The 16199-nt window shown below is 55.6% G+C and carries 14 protein-coding genes; 6 read left to right on the forward strand and 8 right to left on the reverse strand.

The features are described 5' to 3' along the window. Positions 1–30: 30 nt before the first annotated feature. Complete coding sequence (trmFO, locus tag MY069_RS00740; protein ID WP_482795165.1) at positions 31–1452, forward strand: methylenetetrahydrofolate--tRNA-(uracil(54)-C(5))-methyltransferase (FADH(2)-oxidizing) TrmFO; 1422 nt, start codon at positions 31–33, stop codon at positions 1450–1452. A 3-nt stretch (positions 1453–1455) separates the two neighbouring features. After that, complete coding sequence (locus tag MY069_RS00745; protein WP_482795166.1) at positions 1456–2229, forward strand: NAD(P)H-hydrate dehydratase; 774 nt, start codon at positions 1456–1458, stop codon at positions 2227–2229. On the opposite strand, the gene MY069_RS00750 is transcribed toward MY069_RS00745, so the two are convergent. From MY069_RS00750 to MY069_RS00765, 4 genes are all read right to left on the reverse strand, one after another. Next, on the reverse strand, positions 2221–2829 hold the full coding sequence (locus MY069_RS00750) for a glutathione S-transferase family protein (protein ID WP_482795167.1): 609 nt from the start codon (positions 2827–2829) through the stop codon (positions 2221–2223). The two genes, MY069_RS00745 and MY069_RS00750, sit on opposite strands and share 9 nt — an antisense overlap. 20 nt (positions 2830–2849) lie before the next feature. Beyond that, positions 2850–4976: a TonB-dependent receptor gene (locus MY069_RS00755; protein ID WP_482795168.1), complete on the reverse strand. Its 2127-nt coding sequence runs from the start codon at positions 4974–4976 to the stop codon at positions 2850–2852. Between the two features lie 11 nt (positions 4977–4987). Then, positions 4988–6265 carry a NupC/NupG family nucleoside CNT transporter gene (locus MY069_RS00760; protein WP_482795169.1) on the reverse strand — a complete coding sequence of 426 codons (1278 nt, stop codon included), beginning with the start codon at positions 6263–6265 and terminating at the stop codon, positions 4988–4990. An 83-nt stretch (positions 6266–6348) separates the two neighbouring features. Continuing rightward, complete coding sequence (locus tag MY069_RS00765; RefSeq protein WP_482795170.1) at positions 6349–6717, reverse strand: VOC family protein; 369 nt, start codon at positions 6715–6717, stop codon at positions 6349–6351. Positions 6718–6869: 152 nt separating this feature from the next. On the opposite strand from MY069_RS00765, the gene MY069_RS00770 reads away from it, so the two are divergent. After that, entirely contained in the window at positions 6870–7787 is a 918-nt protein-coding gene (locus MY069_RS00770) for an SDR family NAD(P)-dependent oxidoreductase (RefSeq protein ID WP_482795171.1), read from the forward strand. Positions 7788–7892: 105 nt separating this feature from the next. After that, positions 7893–8282, forward strand: coding sequence for a Kazal-type serine protease inhibitor domain-containing protein (locus MY069_RS00775; protein ID WP_482795172.1), 390 nt, complete (start codon positions 7893–7895; stop codon positions 8280–8282). A 1-nt stretch (position 8283) separates the two neighbouring features. Here MY069_RS00775 and MY069_RS00780 read toward each other — a convergent pair whose 3' ends face one another. The 4 genes from MY069_RS00780 to aspS all read right to left on the reverse strand — a co-directional run bounded on the left by MY069_RS00780 (position 8284) and on the right by aspS (position 13044). Beyond that, positions 8284–8937 (reverse strand): protein-L-isoaspartate(D-aspartate) O-methyltransferase, encoded by a 654-nt coding sequence (locus tag MY069_RS00780; RefSeq protein ID WP_482795173.1) that lies wholly within the window; start codon positions 8935–8937, stop codon positions 8284–8286. Continuing rightward, the gene (gene surE, locus MY069_RS00785) at positions 8925–9686 is read right to left on the reverse strand and encodes a 5'/3'-nucleotidase SurE (RefSeq protein ID WP_482795174.1); all 762 of its coding nucleotides are present in this window, start codon (positions 9684–9686) and stop codon (positions 8925–8927) included. Before surE ends, MY069_RS00780 begins: the two co-directional genes overlap by 13 nt. Continuing rightward, the gene (gene serS / locus MY069_RS00790) at positions 9683–11008 is read right to left on the reverse strand and encodes a serine--tRNA ligase (RefSeq protein ID WP_482795175.1); all 1326 of its coding nucleotides are present in this window, start codon (positions 11006–11008) and stop codon (positions 9683–9685) included. Before serS ends, surE begins: the two co-directional genes overlap by 4 nt. Before the next feature lie 200 nt (positions 11009–11208). Continuing rightward, entirely contained in the window at positions 11209–13044 is a 1836-nt protein-coding gene (gene aspS, locus MY069_RS00795; RefSeq protein WP_482795176.1) for an aspartate--tRNA ligase, read from the reverse strand. Between the two features lie 136 nt (positions 13045–13180). On the opposite strand from aspS, the gene MY069_RS00800 reads away from it, so the two are divergent. After that, on the forward strand, positions 13181–14971 hold the full coding sequence (locus MY069_RS00800; RefSeq protein WP_482795177.1) for an ATP-binding protein: 1791 nt from the start codon (positions 13181–13183) through the stop codon (positions 14969–14971). Between the two features lie 61 nt (positions 14972–15032). Then, positions 15033–16199, forward strand: coding sequence for a ribonuclease D (rnd, locus tag MY069_RS00805; RefSeq protein ID WP_482795178.1), 1167 nt, complete (start codon positions 15033–15035; stop codon positions 16197–16199).

Consider the following 16199-nt stretch of genomic DNA (forward strand, 5'->3'; position numbering starts at 1 on the left):
TTGCTCAGGATCAGACGCAAATCCCCGATCATGGCTGAAATTGATCCCATTCATATTATCGGCGGCGGCATGGCGGGCTCGGAAGCAGCCTGGCAAGCGGCCAATATGGGCGTGCCCGTCATCCTGCACGAAATGCGCGGCGTTAAAGGCACCGATGCCCATCAAACCGATAAGCTGGCCGAACTCGTATGTTCAAACTCGTTCCGCTCTGATGATCATGAGTTAAACGCCGTCGGCGTTCTGCATGAAGAAATGCGCCGGGCGAATGGGATAATCATTCCAACCGCGGACCAACACCAAGTGCCAGCCGGCAGCGCGCTGGCTGTCGACCGCGAAGGCTTCGCTGAAGCCGTCACAGCGAAACTTGAAGCGCATCCGTTGATCACAATTGTGCGCGAAGAGATTTCAGGTTTGCCGCCGAAGGACTGGTCGAGCGTGATTATCGCAACCGGCCCGCTCACATCTGTGCCCTTGGCAGAAGCCATTCGCGCAGAGACCGGGGAAGCCGATCTCGCCTTCTTCGATGCCATTGCGCCTATCGTCTATCTCGAGAGCATCGATATGGATAAAGCCTGGCGACAGTCGCGCTATGACAAACCAGGCCCGCACGGAGACACCGCGGCCTGTATCAACTGCGCCATGGATGAAGATCAGTATAACGCGTTTATCGACGCCCTAATCGATGGCGATAAAACCGAGTTTAAAGACTGGGAAAAAGACACGCCCTATTTCGAAGGCTGTTTGCCGATTGAAGTAATGGCGGAACGTGGGCGGGAGACGCTGCGCTTTGGACCCATGAAACCTGTCGGCCTCACCAATCCGCATAATCCTGACGTCAAAGCCCACGCGATTGTTCAATTGCGTCAAGACAATGCGCTTGGAACCCTTTGGAACATGGTCGGGTTTCAGACCAAGCTGAAATATGGCGCGCAGTCTGATATTTTCAAAATGATCCCTGGCCTAGAAAATGCGCAATTCGCGCGTCTTGGCGGGATCCATCGCAACACGTTCTTGAACTCGCCGAAATTACTCGATCAGCGCCTGCGCCTCAAATCGATGCCGCGATTGCGTTTTGCGGGTCAGGTCACCGGCGTTGAGGGCTATGTCGAGAGCGCAGCGATGGGCTTACTCGCAGGACGATTTGCGGCCGCGGATCGGCTTGGCTTGGATCTTCCCAACCCGCCGGAAACCACAGCACTGGGCGCTCTAGTCAAACATATCACGGGCGGGCATCTCGAAGGCAAAGCGACGTTCCAGCCGATGAACATCAACTTCGGCCTCTTCCCACCGGCTGATCCGGATCTGGTTCCGACGAAGGATCCTGAAACCGGAAAACGCCTGCGCGGCAAAGATAAAGGTCGCGCCAAGAAACGCGTGCAAGCAGCACGAGCCTTGCAACATGTGTCTGCTTGGCTCGAGGCGCAATCTACGGAGCCTGTTGCGGCAGAGTAAGCCATGGTCGAGATCAACACTCCTGAGCTTTGGCGTGATAGTTTTCCAGTCCCTGGCCCTGACGACCACAAATATTCACGCGGGCACGCGGTCATTGTCGGCTCTGACCGATATACAGGAGCCACCCGGCTCGCGGCTGAAGCGTGCTCGCGCATCGGCAGCGGATTGGTGACAGTGTTGAATACCGCACGGTTAGACTTGTACCGCACCTGTTTGCCTCCAGATATCATGATTGAAGCGGAAACGCTTTCAAATTGCCGGAATGTAAATACGGTTCTGGCGGGGCCTGGCGGAATCTCTGAGGCACAAGCGGACACTTTAAATCGAACGGATGCGAACGTCCGTTTTGTGCTGGACGCAGATGCTATTCGACTGTTGGGCCAAGTCGCGCTTCGCGATTCCATCGTCACGCCGCATGCGGGTGAGTTTGAGCGTTATTTCTGCCCCATCGGAGACAATCGCACCGAAGCGGCCGGTAATGCCGCCCGGAGTAATCAATGCGTGCTTGTTCTAAAAGGCGCGCAGACTCTGATCTGCGATCCATCGGGTCGAACGGTCGAAAACCAGACCGCCACGCCTTATCTGGCCAAGGCTGGCACGGGAGACGTTTTAGCGGGCTTCATCGCCGGTCTTGTCGCGCAAGGGATGCCTCAATTCGAAGCCGCTTGCGCTGCGGTTTGGGTCCATGGCCGAGCGGCCGAACGCATTGGTCCTGGACTAGTGCCACAGGACCTGTTCGGAGAGATTGGCCGGGTTTTGCGAGAAATCTTAAGCTAGACGTTCTTTCACTGTGCCGAAGTGCCGTGAAATGTGCTCATATTCTTTGTGAGGCTTCCATTGCATGACTCCGCAGAAGCCGCAGGTCAGGAAGAGCGTGATATCGGCGATCGAGAACCGATCTGCCGCAATCCAGTCTTTGCCATCAAGATGCTGATCCAACCGCTCGGCGAACTTTTTCACACTCGCTTCGGCTTTTGCGGCGGCGTCTGGAAGCTGCGGGTTTTCGAGTGGGGCCATGATCGGATGCGCATTCCGGAACCATGTGGCGAATTGCATCATCATCATGAACTCAACCCGGCGATCCCACATCTCGATTAGACCTTTTTCTTTGGCGTCTGATCCCATCAGGTTCGGCTCTGGGAACATATGCTCAAAGAAACTGCAAATCGCGCGGCTCTCGGTGATCGTAGTGCCATCATCCAAAACCAGGACCGGGACCTGCGCAAATGGAGAGAGTTCGCGATAGTCAGGCTGCTTGTGCTCGCCTTTCATGATCGAGATCTCGACCAGTTCTACGGCATCCAATTTTCCTTTGGCTTTGAGGAAATTGTAGGTGCGTTCGGGGTTTACGGCTTTGGGGGCGTGATAGAGTTGCATCTTTCTCTCCTTGAGAGCGATTAGTTAAACGTTTTGCGAATGCCGACCGTAAGGTTGAGCGGCTCACCCGGGAAGAAGCGTTGATTGCCGAATGCGAAATCGGCGCGGTCGGCATATTTCTCATCCGTGATGTTCCGAACAATCATATAGGTTTCGAGCGCATCGGAGACCGCATAAGCGGCGCGAAGGTTGCCAATCAGGTGCCCATCATAGTCTTGGGTGTTCGCGGGGTTGGTAAAATATTCGCCAACATAATTGGCCGATACTTGCAGACTGAACTTATCGTTTGGTAACCATGTGAACGATCCGTTTGCCAACCATTCCGGCGCAGTATCGATTTGATTTCCATTTCGGATCACTTCGGAGCCGTTACCGACCACGCGATCGAAGGTGTAGATCTGATCCGACCAGCTGACATTACCGCCTAAGACGAATTGATCGCTGATTTGCCATTGCGCCGCGACTTCTACGCCTTGATGACGGGTTTCGCCATCTGTGACATTGAGGCCATCAGAGTCGCGGAAGAAGAAATTGTCCTTCTCAGCTGTATAGGCGGTCACATCAAAGACCAGGTCGCCGCCCGCCAAAGAGCCTCTCGCGCCAATTTCGAAACTGTCCAGCGTTTCGACTTCGGCTTCCGCCACACCTTGCTGAGACTGTAGCCGATAGAGATCGCTGGCCTGAGGTGCTCGGCTGCCGCGCGCGTAGTTTGCATAGAGACTAATCGCGTCGGTGGCCTCATAGACCAGCCCAATCTTAGGCGTCACAAAGTCGAATTCGTCTGTCCGATCCGCGGGCACATTGAAGCGGCCATTGATACCGACTGCCGCATCAGTGGAGTAATCATAGGCGTGAGCCTCTCCGCGTAGTCCAAACAAGACTGTCAGCGCCTCAGATACCGCCCAATCCGCCTCTCCCCAAAGAGCGCCAACAATCGTATCGACCGTATAGTCATAATGCACGCCAACAGGGAACCGTGAGTCGCCCGGGAAGAAACCAAAAGGTGCAGGTTGGGTTTCGCGCAAATAGCCTGTCGCGAGATCGATATCGACCCCGACACGCCAGGTCAGTGCGTCTGATAGGGCACGCTCATATCGGCTCAGAACGCCAATCCCGGTATGGCCGTTCTTTTCAAAGCCGCGATACGGCAAGAAATGCTGGCGGAAATCCATTTGCTGGGTGCGCGCAAATGGCGTCAGCGTTAGCGTACCTTCCGCAACCTCACGCTCTAAACGAAGCGCACCACGTGCTGACCAAGCGTCGCGATAGGCGAGCGGATCATCATTCGCTTTGGCAATGTCGCGATCTTCAAAGGCGTCTGGCCCTTGAATGAAATCGGCGGTTTCTTGTTCGAGATAGGAGGCAGAGGCCCAAGCGGTGACATTCCAACCCGCATAGACCGTTTCAGCCACGCCCGACCCCTTTAACTGGAACAGGCCCGTATTGTCCCGCCAGCCCGTGTCCTTTTGCACAGAAAGCGACGCCCGGCCGACATAACCTTGGTCATAGATCAGATCAGTTTTGTACCGCCCGAGACTGCCATAAGAGGCATTGGCTTGGCGCAGGGGCTCGCCGCTGGGGTCTGTCAGGATGACGTTGATCAGGCCGTGCACGGCGTTTGAACCATACTTGGCCGAGCCTGGCCCTCGTACAACTTCAATCGCCTCAGCGGTCTCGTGATGGGGCTCAAGCAAGCTGTTCACATTGCCAAAAGCAGGCGAACGCGTTGGGACGCCATTCTCTAGGATCAGGAAACTCCCCTGCCCCGCGCCGCCGGTCAGCACCGGCGAGCGAATAGCAATCAAATGCTCTTGCCCTGAATTGGTGTGAATATTTACGCCCGGCAGCGTGTTCAGAATCTCTGCTGGATGATCTGCCGCGATCGAGGCAATCGCGTCTGCATCTAAGATCGAAACCGCACCGGCACCTTCTGGGCTCCGATCCCCAAAGGTTGTAATGGTCGCCAATACACGATTGGTCCGCTCGGGGCAGAAAGGGGAGCTGGCATCGGCCGGTAAGCCTCGCTCCTCTAAACAGGCCGCGACTTGCGCTGACACCTCTTGCTGGGCTTCATCATATGCAAACTGCGCGTGCGCCTGACCTGCAAGCACGAGCGCCGCCGAGGCGTAAAGCGAGTGTTTCAGCATTCGGGGTCCTTTTAGCTTCCGAAGAAGAGTGCGGCTGGCAGCGCGCCCACCACCGCACCAGACAAACATGTTGCGAGTGTCCCCGCGACCAAAGTCTTCCATGCCAGCTCAAGGAACGTCGTCCGTCGGGCTGGCTCAATGATTGAAAGACCGCCAATCAGGATGCCTATCGACCCAAAGTTCGCAAAGCCGCAAATGGCGTGCGCTGTGATCATCGATGTGCGCTGTGACAGGCCTTCTCCGCCTTCTCCAGCGAGTTGAAGGAAGGCGACAAATTCGGTCAGCACCGTCTTGATGCCAATCAGCGATCCCGATTGCGCCGCTTCATTCATCGGCACACCCACCATGTACATAATCGGTGCGAAGACCCAACCCAGGATCCGTTCGATCGACAAGGTTTCTCCGCCAACGTTTGGCAGTGCGCCAAGCCCTGCATTTACGAGATAAAGTAACGCGAAAGCCGCGATCAACATCGTCACAATGTTCGCGAGGATTTTCAGACCATCAGAAGCCCCGGTCGCAAACGCGTCCATGGTCGATTCATACTCGAAATCAGGCTCATGCGCGCGCTGTTTCGCCTCGATACTTTCCGGAACCATCACCAGCGCTAGAGCCACCGCTGCTGGCGCAGCAATCAACGAAGCGGCAAGCAATTGTCCGAGCGCATTGGGCAACACGTCTTGCAGGAAAACGCCGTAAAGAACGAGCACGCTACCTGCGACAGTCGCAAAGCCCGTGACCATCAGAATAAAGATCTCTGATCGGGTCATACCTTTCAAATAGGGTTTCACCAGAACTGGCGCTTCGGTCATGCCCATAAACACGTTGGCCGAGACAGCGAGCGAGGTCGCCCCGCCTAGGCCCATGAAGCGGCGGAAAATTGAGGCAAAGCCTTTGGTCACCCAACGCAAGATGTGCCAATGCCAAAGGATCGCTGATAAAGCCGCAACAACAATAATGAGGGGCAAGAGATGGACCGCAAAAATCGGCCCAGGCTGTCCTGAAAGCTCCTCCCACCCGGCCTGCGTGCCGAAGGTTGGGCCAAAGACGAACGCGGTGCCGTAGGCTGTCGCGGCAATCAAGCTATCCACGACCACGTTGGCGGCGAAGAGCGCCTCACGAATGATCGGAATACCAAATAGGATCAGCGCAAACCCGAACTGGATACACACTGCACCGAGTACAATCTTCCATGGAAAGGCTTTTCGATTACTCGACAGCCCCCACGCGATGCCAAAAATCATCACGATTCCGAGAATCGCGCGTGCATTGTCCCAACCCCATTCCATCGCCAATCCTCTTCATTACGTTTCCCGGATTAAGACCTAGCCCGCACATTCCGCGCGGGCTAGTCCACATGTCAGCGAGGCGCCTATCCGAGTTTACAGATACAAATTTTATGACCGTCCGGATCGCGGAAATAAGCGCCATAGAAAGTCGGCATGCGTTGACCCGGTTCGCCTTCATCTGCGGCGCCGAGTTCGATAGCTTTCGCGTATACTCGGTCCACCGTCTCATTATCTGGCGCTGCGATCGCGGGCATGACGCCATTCCCAGTTGTCGCGGCCGCTTCATCATACGGACCACCAATGGCGAGCATGGGCTGGCCTGGGCCGGTGCCGTAAAAGTAGAGGCGACCATTGTCGAAAAACCGGCTGGCCCCGAGCTCGGCAAGCACTTGGTCATAAAATTCGAGCGCTTTTTTCGTGTCGTTCGACCCGAGCGTAACATAAGCGAGCATGGTGTCCTCCTGTAATGCCTATTGGCCGTACGGACCACGCACCAATTTCGAAGGCAAGAGGTAACGCAGCGTCGCAGCTTGACGTTTACGTCAGCGGATGGTGGAAGGCCTTCGCACTCGCACAATGAGTAAAAGTATTAGGAGACACACTTATGTCCATTCGTTTTGATGACCGCGTCGCTATTGTCACTGGCGCTGGTGGCGGCCTCGGCAAACAGCACGCCCTCGAACTCGCCCGACGCGGCGCAAAAGTCGTGATCAATGATCTTGGCGGGTCAATGGATGGCTCTGGTGGAAATTCTGAGGCGGCTGAAGCGGTTGTCGCTGAGATCAAAGCCATGGGCGGAGAAGCGATCGCCAATGGGTCTTCTGTTGCCGATGATGCTGGCGTTCAGAAAATGATCGATGACACAATGAATGCCTTTGGCCGGATCGATATCATCATCGCCAATGCGGGCATTCTGCGCGACAAGTCATTCTCCAAAATGACGACTGCCGACATCAATCTGGTCCTCGATGTACACTTGCGCGGGACATTCAAACCGGTTCACGCCGCTTGGAACATCATGAAAGAGCAAAATTACGGCCGGATCGTCGTGACCACCTCTTCCACCGGCCTGTATGGCAACTTTGGCCAAGCCAATTATGGCGCAGGCAAGCTCGGTGTCGTTGGCATGATGAACACGCTGAAAATTGAAGGCGCCAAAAACGACATCAAAATCAACGCTGTTTGTCCTATTGCGGCAACCCGCATGACCGAAGGCCTGATGCCTCAAGCGATGCTCGACAATCTCAAGCCTGAATATGTCACACCGGGTGTGATGAACCTGGTCAAGGAAGATGCGCCAACCGGAATGATCCTCTCAGCCGGCGCTGGCGCCTTCTCAATGGCGCAAATCGTTGAAACCAATGGCGCTTTTGTTGGCCAAGGCGAGGCTCTGACGGCTGAAGCGGTCGCAGCGAAATGGGACGAAATCACCGACACGAGCACGCAAACGCACTTTGATTCTGGCTCTGGTCACGGCGCCAATATCTTTGCCCGCCTGCAAGAGGCCGCTGCTAAAGCCTAATTCTGCAGCATTTTCATTAAAATTAACGAAACCGGCGGTGGCCTATAGCCTCGCCGGTTTTTCTTATTTATTAGAGAGTCGCATGGGCCTGACGGGGAGCGACAAATGCGTCGACTAGTCTTATCAGCTTATTTCGTTCTACTTGCCGCTTGCGGCGGAGCGGAGGAGCCTACAGAGAATATTTCCGAACCAGAAGTGACCGAGGTCTCCGCACCTGAGACCCCAGAGCCGGTTATCGACCCAACGGGAGAGGCCTGCGGTGGGATCGCCGCGCTACAGTGTCCTGAAAATTACTATTGCAAACAAGAGCCTGGGCAATGTCTTGAGGTGATGGATGGCGCCGGCACCTGCCAGCCTATTCCGCAAATCTGCACCCGCGAATACATGCCTGTCTGCGGCTGTGATGGTCAGACCTATCCAAATGCCTGCGATGCCGCAGCGAATGGTGTGAGCGTCGCCATCGAAGGCGAGTGTGACAGCCCGGATACCGATTAAGCTAAAGCGTTAGAGCGCTGCTTTCAGACAATAATGCCAACCGATCCGGCATCGGTTCGTCTAACACTTCTTTTGTATCGCTAACGGTTCTCAGAATTTGCGGGCCATTGCTGTGTTCGATCGGGGTGACGAGCAATCCATCTTTCGCCAATTGATCGATCAGTACGGATGGAATCGTTTTAATCGCCCCAGCCAGAAGAATGCGGTCATAAGGTCCGTGCTGCGGGAGGCCTGTGAGGCCATTGCCATGTCGAATGGTGACATTGTCGACGCCAAGCTCTTCCAGGCGCGCTCTGGACTGCTCAACCAGCCGTTCATAGCGTTCGACGCCATAGACATGCCGGCACGTCTGGCTCAGCAACGCGGCTGTGTATCCGCTACCTGACCCAATCAACAGAACGCGGGTTTCTTTACCTGGCGGGATTTGTAGCGCGCGGAGCAGCTTCGCCGTCACAATCGGTCGGGGAATGCTCTGGCCACATGGTATTGGCAGCATGCAGTCCTCTGCCACCATCGCTTTGTAGTCATCGGAAACGAAAACCCCGCGATCGACCGTTTCGAGCGCGGTTAAGACACCATCATCTGTGATCCCCTGGCGTCGCAAAGAGAGGACAAGTCGCGCAGCGCGCAAGGGGTCAGGAATCAGGTCGGCCATGTCTCTCGCATCTCAGCGAGAAAAGCCTCATGCGTCAAATCCACATGTAGGGGGGATACAGAAATGTAACCATCATAGATTGCGCGCAGATCCGTCCCCTCGTCCGGATTTGAGAGTTTTCCGCGATAACCGATCCAGTAATAATCATTGCCGCGCAGGTCTTCGCGGGCTTCTGTGCGAATGATCCGCTCATCCCGGAGCCCTTGGCGCGTAAATTTGATACCAGCGACATCGTCCGGCGCGCGATCAGGGAAGTTAACATTGATCACCAGATCATTCGGCCACCCTTTGTCGATGATCGGGCGCAGCACTTTGGCGCCCCATTCGGTCGGTGTTTCCCATGGACAGGAATGCGGGTTTTGAAAGCCACGCGACTGGCTGAGGGCGATACTCGGCACACCATGCTGCATCCCGAACAGCGCGGCCGCAATTGTACCGGAAAAGGTTGTGTCTTCGGCGATGTTCTGGCCAGCATTGACACCAGACAAGATCAAGTCAGGCCGTTCGGGCATCAACTCGTCGAGCGCCAAGAGCACGCAATCGCTGGGCGTTCCGTTGACCGCATAGCGCCGCGGTTCGATGTTACGAACGCGGACAAACTCCGTCAGAGAGATCGCGCGGCCTTTGCCGGATTGCTCCAGCTCTGGGGCCACAATCCAGATATCATCACTAAGTTCGCGCGCGATATGTTCTAAGACGTCAAGGCCAGGCGCATTGATACCGTCATCATTGGTCAGCAGGATCCTCAAGAGACCACCTCTAGACCGCCCATATAAGGCCGCAGCACCTCTGGTATCGTGATCGAGCCGTCTTCATTCTGATAGTTCTCGAGCACTGCCACGAGCGTCCGCCCAACCGCGAGGCCAGAACCGTTCAGCGTGTGGACGAATTCTGGTTTCGGTTTGGCATTCTCTTCGCTCGGCGCGGGACGCCAGCGGGCGCTCATGCGGCGGGCTTGGAAGTCACCGCAATAAGAGCAGGAACTGATCTCGCGATAAGTATTCTGGCTCGGCAACCAAACTTCGAGATCGTAGGTTTTGCGCGCGCCAAAACCCATATCGCCTGAGCAGAGCAGCATCCGGCGGTAGGGCAGATCGAGCGCTTCGAGGATGCCCTCAGCGCATTTCGTCATTCGCTCAAGCTCGGCCAGGCCTTCTTCTTCATCGCGGACGATAGAGACCATTTCGACTTTGTTGAATTGGTGCAGGCGGATCATGCCTTTGGTGTCCCGCCCTGCACTGCCCGCTTCAGAGCGGAAGCAGGGTGTGTGGCCAGTCATCCGAATTGGGAGTTGAGCGGTGCTCAAGATTTGTTCGCGGATAAGATTGGTGAGCGAAATCTCAGACGTTGCGATCAGCCAATGGCCATCGGTGGTCTCGAAGGAATCTTCCCCGAACTTTGGTAACTGCCCTGTCCCGACCAACGCTTCCGGGCGCACAAGAAGCGGTGGATTGACTTCCTCATAGCCATTCTCACCAGTCTGAATATCCAGCATGAAGGTCGCCAAAGCCCGCTCTAGGCGCGCCATTTGTCCGCGCAGAGCAACAAACCGCGCGCCGCTCATCGCGGCCGCCGCTTCGAAATCCATCAAAGGCTGACCAATGCTGTTCTTCAGCGCCGCGCCGAGATCTGCGTGATCCTGAACATTGTTGCGACCGCCGACATGCGCATTCGGCTGCCCCCATTTGTGTTGCTCAAGATTGCCCGCTTCATCTTCGCCTTCCGGCACTTCCGGCATCGGAATGTTGGGCGTGCCATAGAGCAATGCATCGAGTTCTTTGCGGGCGGCGGCTTCTTGCTCACCTGCCGCTTCGATCACATCTTTGGCCGCAGCAACTTCGGCGCGCAGCTGTTCGAACAAAGCCTCATCGCCGCTGGCTTTGGCCTTGCCAATCTCTTTCGACTTCGCATTGCGCGCAGCTTCAGCTTCCTGCTTATCCGAGACGGCTTTGCGGACCGCGGCGTCATGATCCAACATGTGCGAGACCACCTCGCCTAAGCCTTTTTGCTTGCGCTCAAAAGCCTCACGGAACGCTTCAGGATTGTCGCGAATGGCGCGAATATCGAACATGGGATCGACCTTGTATTATGTGCGATGACGCTCCTAAGCGCCTGAACCGGATTCGTCCACAGGAGGTGGCGGAATTCACCGATCACGATCTCCGCAGACGCCAGCGAAGGCTGGGGTCCATGGACCGAAAGAAAGTCTGTGCGCAGTGGCAGATAGCCGTCCATGGATACCTGCCTGCGCAGGTATCTTCGGAACGACGGCTATTTCTCTTTCACCTGCGGTGCGAGGCGGATGTGAAGCTCACGCAGCTGTTCGTCTCGAACCGGGCTTGGCGCTTGCATCATCAGATCGCGCGCTTGCTGGTTCATCGGGAACAGCGTGACGTCACGGATATTATCCGCATCCGCGAGCAACATGACGATCCGGTCAACACCAGGAGCGATCCCGCCATGCGGCGGCGCGCCATAACGGAACGCGTTCAGCATGCCGCCAAACTCAGCTTCGACCACTTCTGGGCCATAGCCAGCTTTTTCGAAGGCCTTCAGCATGATGTCCGGACGGTGGTTCCGGATCGCGCCTGAGGATAGCTCATAGCCGTTACAAACAATGTCATACTGGAACGCATTGATCGCCAGCAGGTCTTCGTCTGTCTTAGCGGCTTCCAAAGCCTCTAGACCGCCTTGCGGCATCGAGAACGGGTTATGCGAGAAGTCGACTTTCTTATTGTCTTCGTCCCACTCATACATCGGGAAGTCCACGATCCAGCAAAGGCGGAACACGCCTGATTCAATAAGGTCGAGTTCTTGGCCAACTTTCGTCCGCGCCGCGCCAGCGAGCTTATAGGCGTCGCCTTTCATCCCGGCTGAGAAGAAGATGCCATCGCCATCACCGAGCCCTGTGGCTTCGAGGAAGGCCTTCAAATGCTCAGGGTCAAAATTCTTGAGGACCGGGTCTTGGCTGACAACTGTGCCATCCTCGCCGGCGCGTAGACGTGCATAGCCGAGGCCTGGGGCCTGCATTTCTTTCTTCGCCCATTTGTCCATCTCATCGAAGAATTTCCGAGATTGGGTCTCAGTCGCCTTCGGCGCCGGAATAGCAACGACTTTGCCGCCGCCTTTGATGATTTTGGCAAAGATCGAGAAGCCGGTCTTACTGTCATCTTCAAAGAAGTCAGTGACATCGACGAGTTCAATCGGGTTGCGCAGGTCCGGTTTGTCCGAGCCATATTTGGCCATGGCTTCAGCATATGGAATGCGAGGGAACGGGCCTTCCGGCACCACGCGGCCTTTGCCTTGCCAGTCCGCAAACTCGTTAAACACGCCGGCCATAACAGGCTCAATCGCTTGGAAGACGTCTTCTTGGGTGACGAAGCTCATCTCTATATCGAGCTGATAGAATTCGCCGGGTGAGCGGTCTGCTCGTGCATCCTCATCGCGGAAACAGGCGGCGATTTGGAAATAGCGGTCAAAGCCAGAGACCATAAGCAGCTGTTTAAATTGCTGCGGCGCTTGCGGCAGCGCATAGAACTCGCCTGGGTGCAGGCGCGATGGCACGAGGAAGTCGCGCGCGCCTTCTGGCGAAGATGCAGTAAGGATCGGCGTTTGATACTCCGTGAACCCCTGCTCCACCATGCGGCGGCGGATTGAAGCGATTACTTCGGAGCGCAAGATCATGTTCGCGTGCAGCGTTTCCCGGCGCAGGTCGAGATAACGGTGCTTCAGGCGAATATCTTCAGGATAATCAGGCTCACCAAATACAGGCAGCGGCAATTCTGCCGCTTCAGACTGAACCGACGCTTCTTTCACGCGGATTTCGATCTCGCCGGTGTCGAGATTTGGATTCACGAGTTCTGCGTCGCGCGCCAGGACTTCGCCTTCAATCGTGATCACGCTCTCCGTGCGAAGGCGTTCAACCACGGCAAAAGCCGGGAAGTCGGGATCGAACACACATTGGGTCAGGCCGTAATGATCGCGCAGGTCGATAAACATTACTCCGCCGTGATCGCGGCGGCGGTGAAGCCAGCCAGAGAGTTTGACGGTTTTCCCGACATGGGACTTGCGAAGTTCGCCGCAGGTATGGCTGCGATAGGCGTGCATGATACGCTCCGTTTGGGAGGAGAAATAAAGGCGGCTTTTGGCGCTCGTGGGCTCAGAATGTCAAGGCCCACCAGCACCGGACATGAGACAGCGAGATATTAACGGCTTTTTCAGTCCTGCTTATTTAACTGCACCTATGTCGAATCAGTCACCGATTCCTGTTGAAGCAGAAAATGTTGGTCCTTTGCTGCGCGACCGCGCCGAGGGCATTGTCGTTGAATGTAATGGTACCGAGGCTACGATCTCGACCGTTGCAGGCAATACAGAAGCCTCAGACTCCTATTGGGCCGTCGGTCAGTTGATCTCTATCCAAGTTGGCAAAAACCGCGTCGTTGGCCTGCTGCACACCGTCGAGAACGAGTCAGACAGCTGGAATCCAGACGGCGAGAACACTATCTTACTGCGTGTTGAACTCTCTGGGGAAGTCCGAGCAGATGATCATCGCGGCATGGTCTTTTCTGGCGGGATTACGCAATATCCGTACATAGGCGCGATCGCGCACCGGATCCGCAAAAAGGATCTGACAACAATATATCGATCAAGCGATAAATCTTCGGTTACCATCGGAGCGCTCAGCCAGGCCGCCGATATCCCAGCAGTCGTTTCTGTCGACGCCCTTTTGTCGCGTCACTTCGCCGTGGTGGGGACGACCGGTACAGGTAAATCGACCGCGGTAACCTTGCTATTGCACCTGATCGCTAAGCATAAGCCGAACCAGCGCATCCTAATCCTCGACCCGCACAATGAATATACGAGCGCGTTTGGCGACAAAGCCAATACGATTACAGCAGAGTCTTTGGACCTGCCCTTCTGGCTCCTGAATCTCGAAGAATTTCAACAGGTTGTGTTTCGCGGCCGCGAAGGTTCTGAAGAAGAAGTCGATGCGCTACGCGAATTCATTCCCAAGGCGAAGACAATTTATCGCTATGGCGCAGGCAATGGCGTACGCCGCAAAGCTGGAAGCGGCGGCTCGTTTACGGCGGACACGCCGGTCCCCTATCGCCTCGCAGATCTGCTCAAACTCATCGAAGAAGAAATTGGGTCTCTGGACGGCGCACTAAGACGTTTGACGCTCCGCTTGCTAAAATCGCGGATTGAAGCGGCGATCAATGATCCGAGATTTGCCTTTTTGTTTGGATCGCATGATGCGACCGACCGAATTGATAGCGTCCTAAGCAATATCTATCGCGTGCCAATCGCCGGAAAACCGATCACCGTTTTCCAGATGTCCGGTATCCCGTCCGAAGTTGTAAATTCCGTCGCATCCGTACTCTGCCGCTTGGCCTTCGATATTGCGCTCGCCAGCCAGTCAAAAGTGAAGACTTTGGTGGTTTGCGAAGAGGCGCACCGTTATATTCCAAGCGATGCCGGCAGCGCGTTCGCCCCTACCCGCGATGCCATCGCCCGGATCGCGAAAGAAGGCCGGAAATACGGCGTTTCACTGGCGATTATTACCCAACGCCCGAACGAGCTCGATCCGACCATTCTCTCGCAGTGTAACACGGTGTTCTCTCTACGATTGGGTAATGATGAAGACCAAAACGTAATGCGAAAAGCAATTTCGAATGGCTCGCGTTCGACTTTGGCTTTCTTGTCTTCTCTCGCAGACCGGGAATGTATTGCCTTTGGGAGTGCTGTCTCGACTCCAATGCGGATGCGGTTCCGCAATCTCGCTGTGAGCGCCCGCCCATCCAGCCAGAACGTCTCAGACGGCGATAGCGTCGTCGCGCAAGCTGACACCAATATGATGGACATCGTTACCTCGCTACGCGGGACTACGTCTCAAGAACATCAAGCTGCTGGCGAGGCAGAAGAATGGGTCTTGATGGAAGAACCGTTGCCTGAGCCGACGCGACCGTCGCATACGAACCATGAGTCTGATGTTACGCTCAAACCGCGCTCTTTGCTGAAACGCAAATCTGATTAGTCGTGCCTAATTTGCAGAATGAGGGTCGCAATTCCGCGCGGCTTCATTTAGGGGCACACGAATGAATCGAGAGCATCTCACCCCAATTACCCAACAATCTGAACTTGATATCGCCTGTCAGCGTCTGGCTGAAGGCAGCTTCATCTGCGTCGATACCGAGTTTCACCGCGAAACAACTTATTGGCCTGAGCTTTGCCTGATACAGGCCTCCTGCGAAGGCTATGAGGTCATTATCGACCCGATGGCGGAAGACTTGGACATTGGGCCGTTCTTGACCTTGTTGGCGGATGAGAGCCGGCCAAAAGTCTTCCACGCCGCCCGGCAGGATCTTGAGATTTTCAATCGACTGATTGGGCATCCACCTCGCCCTGTATTCGATACGCAAATCGCGGCCATGGCGCTGGGGATTGGTGACTCTGTTTCCTATGACAATCTCATCCAACGCGTACTTAAACGCCGGATCGATAAGTCGAGCCAGTTCACCGATTGGAAGCGGCGTCCACTCACCGACAAACAACTGGTCTACGCGATGGGTGACGTTACCCACTTGCGCGACGCCTATTTGATCATGCTCGACCGGCTGAAAGAACAAGACCGGATGAGCTGGGCACAAGCGGAAATGGCGGATCTCGAAGATCCCGCTTTGTATGACACATCACCAGAAAATGCCTGGAAGCGCCTTAAAATGCGCAAGCCCAATAAGGAATATGCAGCCGTTTTCGCCTCGGTTGCGGGTTGGCGGGAAGACAAAGCGCAAGTGTTCAACAAACCACGGCGCCGGATCCTAAAAGACGACGCGATCCAAGAGATTGCCGATCAAAAACCGCAATCTGAGAAAGCCTTTGAGCGTCTACGCGCGGTTCCAAAAGGGTTCATTCGCTCGAAATATGCGGAAGGCCTGATGGACGCCGTTTATGCCGCCATCCAAGATCCCGATGCGCACGCGCCGAAACTGCCAAAGCGGCAGCACAATCCAGAGATGCCCGCCGGCGCGCCGGAAATGCTGAAAGTGCTCCTCAAAGCGGTTAGCGATGAAGCGAATGTGGTGCCTCGCTTGATTGCTAATTCAGCGGATGTAGAGCGGCTGGCGCGCGGTGAAACGTCAAAAGACATCGCCGCTCTAAATGGCTGGCGGCATGAGCTATTCGGCAAAAAAGCCCTCGCGCTTTTGTCGGGCAAATTGGCGTTATCATTTGAAAACGGGCAAGTTCGCCTATTCGAGCTGTAG

The sequence above is a fragment of the Hyphomonas sp. ske169 genome (assembly GCF_056850855.1).

Bases quoted from the DNA above. Each gene is read 5' to 3' on its own strand.
- trmFO (WP_482795165.1), top strand. From the start codon at position 31: ATGGCTGAAATTGATCCCATTCATATTATCGGCGGCGGCATGGCGGGC.
- MY069_RS00745 (WP_482795166.1), top strand. From the start codon at position 1,456: ATGGTCGAGATCAACACTCCTGAGCTTTGGCGTGATAGTTTTCCAGTC.
- MY069_RS00750 (WP_482795167.1), bottom strand. From the start codon at position 2,829: ATGCAACTCTATCACGCCCCCAAAGCCGTAAACCCCGAACGCACCTAC.
- MY069_RS00755 (WP_482795168.1), bottom strand. From the start codon at position 4,976: ATGCTGAAACACTCGCTTTACGCCTCGGCGGCGCTCGTGCTTGCAGGT.
- MY069_RS00760 (WP_482795169.1), bottom strand. From the start codon at position 6,265: ATGGAATGGGGTTGGGACAATGCACGCGCGATTCTCGGAATCGTGATG.
- MY069_RS00765 (WP_482795170.1), bottom strand. From the start codon at position 6,717: ATGCTCGCTTATGTTACGCTCGGGTCGAACGACACGAAAAAAGCGCTC.
- MY069_RS00770 (WP_482795171.1), top strand. From the start codon at position 6,870: ATGTCCATTCGTTTTGATGACCGCGTCGCTATTGTCACTGGCGCTGGT.
- MY069_RS00775 (WP_482795172.1), top strand. From the start codon at position 7,893: ATGCGTCGACTAGTCTTATCAGCTTATTTCGTTCTACTTGCCGCTTGC.
- MY069_RS00780 (WP_482795173.1), bottom strand. From the start codon at position 8,937: ATGGCCGACCTGATTCCTGACCCCTTGCGCGCTGCGCGACTTGTCCTC.
- serS (WP_482795175.1), bottom strand. From the start codon at position 11,008: ATGTTCGATATTCGCGCCATTCGCGACAATCCTGAAGCGTTCCGTGAG.
- aspS (WP_482795176.1), bottom strand. From the start codon at position 13,044: ATGCACGCCTATCGCAGCCATACCTGCGGCGAACTTCGCAAGTCCCAT.
- MY069_RS00800 (WP_482795177.1), top strand. From the start codon at position 13,181: ATGTCGAATCAGTCACCGATTCCTGTTGAAGCAGAAAATGTTGGTCCT.
- rnd (WP_482795178.1), top strand. From the start codon at position 15,033: ATGAATCGAGAGCATCTCACCCCAATTACCCAACAATCTGAACTTGAT.